Here is a 3,982-nt window from a genome sequence, read left to right on the forward strand (position 1 = left end):
TAATATCCTCTTTAGAAATATATTCTGCAACAAACGCCATTTTCTCCTCCTTAAGAAATTTAATAATTTAAATTTTACGATATGTTTATATTCGCCTATGCGCTAATATATAATGTATTTAAAATTTAAAACTGCTTTGATCTACTCAATTTTAGGGTCTTTTGCCGCTCTAAATTTTAAAATTTCAAGTCCGCAAAGGACGGGTAAAATTCTAAATTTCAAAGCCTCCGCACTGCTCTAAATTTTAAAATTTCAGACTTACGAAGGCGGATAAATTTTAAAATTTCAGACCCATGGGGCTAGATAAAATTCCAACTCCGCGAAGGACGAGCAGAATTCTGAAATTTTATAATTTTAAAATCCCATCCTACTTCGTTTTCTTTGCGCTGTCTTTGTTAGTCGTTGCGTTGGCGTCGATGTAGCCCATCTGGGCAAGCTTTTCGTAGATTTGCATTATCACAGGTCCTGCCGCGCTTCCGCCTCCGCCGCCGTGTTCTACGAGCACGGTTACGGCGTATTGCGGCTTGTCATACGGCCCGAAGCTCGTCATCCAGGCGTGCGAGCGGTGGAAGTAGTCCATATCGGCCTCTTTCATTCGCTTTTTGGCGGTCTGCGAGATGCCTACGACCTGCGCGGTTCCCGTCTTGACCGCTAGAGGCACTACTGCGGTATGGATGAGCTTGTAGGCGGTGCCTCCGTCGGGGTTGTTGCCGACTTCATACATCCCGCGTCGCACGAGGGGCAGCTGCGCCTTTTCTTTCGGCGTGAAAAGCTCGGTAGGGGCAAATTCCACCGGCTTGCCGTCGATGCTTTTTAAAAAATGCGGCGTGATAGCCTTGCCTGAGGCGATCTGCGCGGTGTTTTTAGCTACCTGCATAGGGGTGACGAGCACGTCGCCTTGACCGATCGAGGCATTGACCGTCTCACCCTGATACCACGCGCGCTTAAATTTCTGCATTTTCCAGGCCTTATTAGGCATCGTGCCTACAAACTCATTGGGCAGATCGACGCCCGTTTTACTACCAAACCCCAGACGCTGCAGATACGCGGACATATAGTCGATCCCCACCAGCAGCGAGCCTTCGTAAAAATACACGTCGCAGCTGCCCTTAATCGCCTCTACTAGGCTCACGCGGCCGTGACCCCAGCTCTTCCAGCAGCGAAATTTACGCCCTCCAAGCTCTATCGCGCCGCTGCAAAACACGCTCCAGTTTTCGTTGATCTTGCCGCTGTTTAAAAAGCTCATCCCCACCGCCATCTTGATTACAGAGCCCGGCGGATAGAGGCCGTTTACGAGCTTATTCGTAAAAGGATGGCGCGGATCTTTTATCAGCTCGTCCCACTGCGCCTGCGAAATTCCGCCCACGAAGGTGTTTAGATCGTACTCGGGGAAGCTGCCCGCCGCGATGATAGCGCCGTCGCGCAGATCCATCACGATCGCTACGCCGTCTTTATCTTTAAAAATTTCCTCGAGGTATTTTTGCAGCTCAAGATCGATGGTAAGCGAAATTTCGCTGCTGCTGGGCTCCCTCATCGAGATCTCCTCTACGACCTGATTTAGCGCCGTAACCTTCGTCTTGCGCTCGCCCTTGCTGCCCTGCAAAAGCTCGTTATAATACCCCTCGACGCCGCTTCTGCCGTTGTATCCGGTAAGCGCGCTTAGGGGGTTTTTTTGGATATCTTTTTTATTGGCACGGCCTACGTAGCCGATGATGTGCGAAGCAAGCGCGCCGTAAGGGTAGAAGCGCTGCGAAGCGGGCGAAATTTTAATATTTTCGTGCAGGCTTAGGCTTGCAAAATGCTGTATCGTGGCGTTGTAGTCCAAAAACGGCACGACTTCGATAAAGTCTTGATTGTAAGCGGAATTCGCGTCCTTGTAGCTCTTGCTCATCGCGGTGACATTGAGATCTTTGAAGTAGCGCGAGATGTTATTTAGCTCGCTTTGCAACGCGGCGTCTTTTAAATGCGGCGCGATCGATAGCGAAAAGCCGAGATTATTTATCGCGAGCGGGCGGCCTTTGGCGTCTAAAATTTGACCGCGCACCGGCGGGATGTATTCGGTAGAGATGACGTTATTTTTAGCGACCTGCTCGTAGAATTCGTTTGATTTGATCGAAAGATAATAAATTCTAACCAAAAGCATGCTAAAAAATAGTATCACGAATACGAATACAAACTTTAGCCTCATACCAGCCGCCCCTTAAAAAAGAGCAGAGCGAGCAAAATTTCAATCACGATGTAATTTAAATACTCGCCGCTTAGTGGCAGGTACTCGCTCTTTTTGATCGCAGAGATCGCGTTGCTCACCACAAAGACCAAAACATAGCTGATCATCACGTAAAAGCAGATCAAAAAATTTCTAAATTTAATATATTTAAATGAGTTTTCATAGACCACGAAATAAAATATACAATACGCGATAGCCACGCTAAATAGGTTAAATCCGTGGATCTGCTCGGCGCAAAACAGATAAAAAATAGAGAAAAACCAGGTAAAGCCGAACTTTTTAAATTTCACGTCGTTTTCGTATTTTTGCACCACCATCGCCGTAAAAAAAAATCCAATCAGCGGCGGCAAGCCTCTATACACCGCACTTAGAAGCAGGTAGAAAAGAACTCCCGCGCTAAAAAGCGTGTCCGCTATAAGGTATAGATAAGTGCGATTTCGTTGCATACCGGAAACTTTTTGCATTTAATACAATCAGCCCAAATTTTTTGCGCGGGCAGCTCGTCCTTTGGGATTTCGGTAAAACCGAGGCGCCCAAAAAATTCCTTTTGATAGGTGAGCGTAAATACGCTTTTCAGCCCGTAAAATTTCGCTTCGTCTAGCAGCTCGTTTACGATAGCTCTGGCAATGCCGCGCCTGCGAAACTGCGGAGCGACGATGAGCGAGCGCACCTCGGCAAGATCGGCGTTAAAAATTTTAAGCGAAGCAAAGCCCGCCAAAATTTCGGCATCTTTTGCGGACTGCGATTCGCAAAGCTGCGAAAGATCGTTCTGAAAAACGCCCGCGCTTTGTGAATATTCGCTCCGTAAAATTTGCCCTTTGCCCGCTTGCGCGCGGCTCGCCCCGGATACGGCTTGCGCTTCGCTTTGCGGCATAGCTAGTTGCGGCGCAAAATTACCCGCGATATTTTCGGCGGAATTTTCAGTAGAATTTTTGGCAAAATTTGCGGCGGAGCTTTGGATTAAATTTAAATCGGCATTGCGCGCTAAATTTGAATCGGAATTCCTGGCTAAATTTAAGTCGGAATTTTCTTTAGAATCAAAACTCAAATTTTCCTTGGAATCAAAACTCCTATCCGCCTTAGAATCACAGCTAAACGCTAGCACGTATGAGCGGATATTGGCAGCTATCTCATCGCTTTCAAGCGGCAAGATCACGCCGTTTTGCACCTCCTCTTTTACGAGCTCCTGCATGCGCGAAATGTCGCAAAGGCGCGCCTTTTTTAGCCATATCATCTAAAATTTTCCCTAATCTTTGCGCGATCTTGGCGGTGTATTTTATATCCGCTGAATTTAATTATTTTGAAATTCTGCGCCGCGAAATTTAACGTATTTAAATTTAGAAATTTCATAATCCAAACGCCCTGCGCACGATGATCTCGCGCGCTTTTGCAAGCTCGCTGCCCTTTAGCGTCGAGACCAAAATCGCCTGCGGATCGTGCCTCAAAAGCTTTGCGCGCTCGCTTTGGTTAAGCTTGTCGGCTTTGGTGTAGAGCCTCACGACCTTTTGATCGCCGCGCAGAAAACTAGCGAGATAGTTTTGCAAATTTTTATCTATTTCAAGATCAAACTGTCTCGCGTCGATGAGATGGACGAAAAGCTTGATATTTAGGCGCTCTTTGATGAACTCGTCGAGATTTTTTTGCCAGATATAATGCAGTTTTTTAGAAACCTTGGCATACCCAAACCCCGGCAGATCCACGAAGATCAAAGAGATATTTTCACCCAAGCTCGCAAGATCGGAAAAGGCGCGATTG

Annotated in this window: 3 protein-coding genes and 1 pseudogene; all 4 read right to left on the reverse strand. The window is 47.0% G+C overall.

Annotated elements, in window-relative coordinates:
- Positions 1 to 367: 367 nt before the first annotated feature.
- Positions 368 to 2,188, reverse strand: a complete 1,821-nt coding sequence (gene mrdA, locus Q0256_RS11385) for a penicillin-binding protein 2 (protein ID WP_297963207.1) — start codon at positions 2,186 to 2,188, stop codon at positions 368 to 370.
- The gene (locus tag Q0256_RS11390) at positions 2,185 to 2,673 is read right to left on the reverse strand and encodes a hypothetical protein (RefSeq protein ID WP_297880117.1); all 489 of its coding nucleotides are present in this window, start codon (positions 2,671 to 2,673) and stop codon (positions 2,185 to 2,187) included. The genes mrdA and Q0256_RS11390 overlap by 4 nt, the downstream gene beginning before the upstream one ends.
- The gene (locus tag Q0256_RS11395; protein ID WP_297963209.1) at positions 2,640 to 3,461 is read right to left on the reverse strand and encodes a GNAT family N-acetyltransferase; all 822 of its coding nucleotides are present in this window, start codon (positions 3,459 to 3,461) and stop codon (positions 2,640 to 2,642) included. The genes Q0256_RS11390 and Q0256_RS11395 overlap by 34 nt, the downstream gene beginning before the upstream one ends.
- A gap of 112 nt (positions 3,462 to 3,573) precedes the next feature.
- Positions 3,574 to 3,982 (reverse strand): annotated as a pseudogene (locus tag Q0256_RS11400) (YihA family ribosome biogenesis GTP-binding protein); the annotation flags it as partial.

This window comes from uncultured Campylobacter sp., from assembly GCF_937949835.1.
GTDB lineage: Bacteria > Campylobacterota > Campylobacteria > Campylobacterales > Campylobacteraceae > Campylobacter_B.

Bases quoted from the DNA above. Each gene is read 5' to 3' on its own strand.
- mrdA (WP_297963207.1), bottom strand. From the start codon at position 2,188: ATGAGGCTAAAGTTTGTATTCGTATTCGTGATACTATTTTTTAGCATG.
- Q0256_RS11390 (WP_297880117.1), bottom strand. From the start codon at position 2,673: ATGCAACGAAATCGCACTTATCTATACCTTATAGCGGACACGCTTTTT.
- Q0256_RS11395 (WP_297963209.1), bottom strand. From the start codon at position 3,461: ATGATATGGCTAAAAAAGGCGCGCCTTTGCGACATTTCGCGCATGCAG.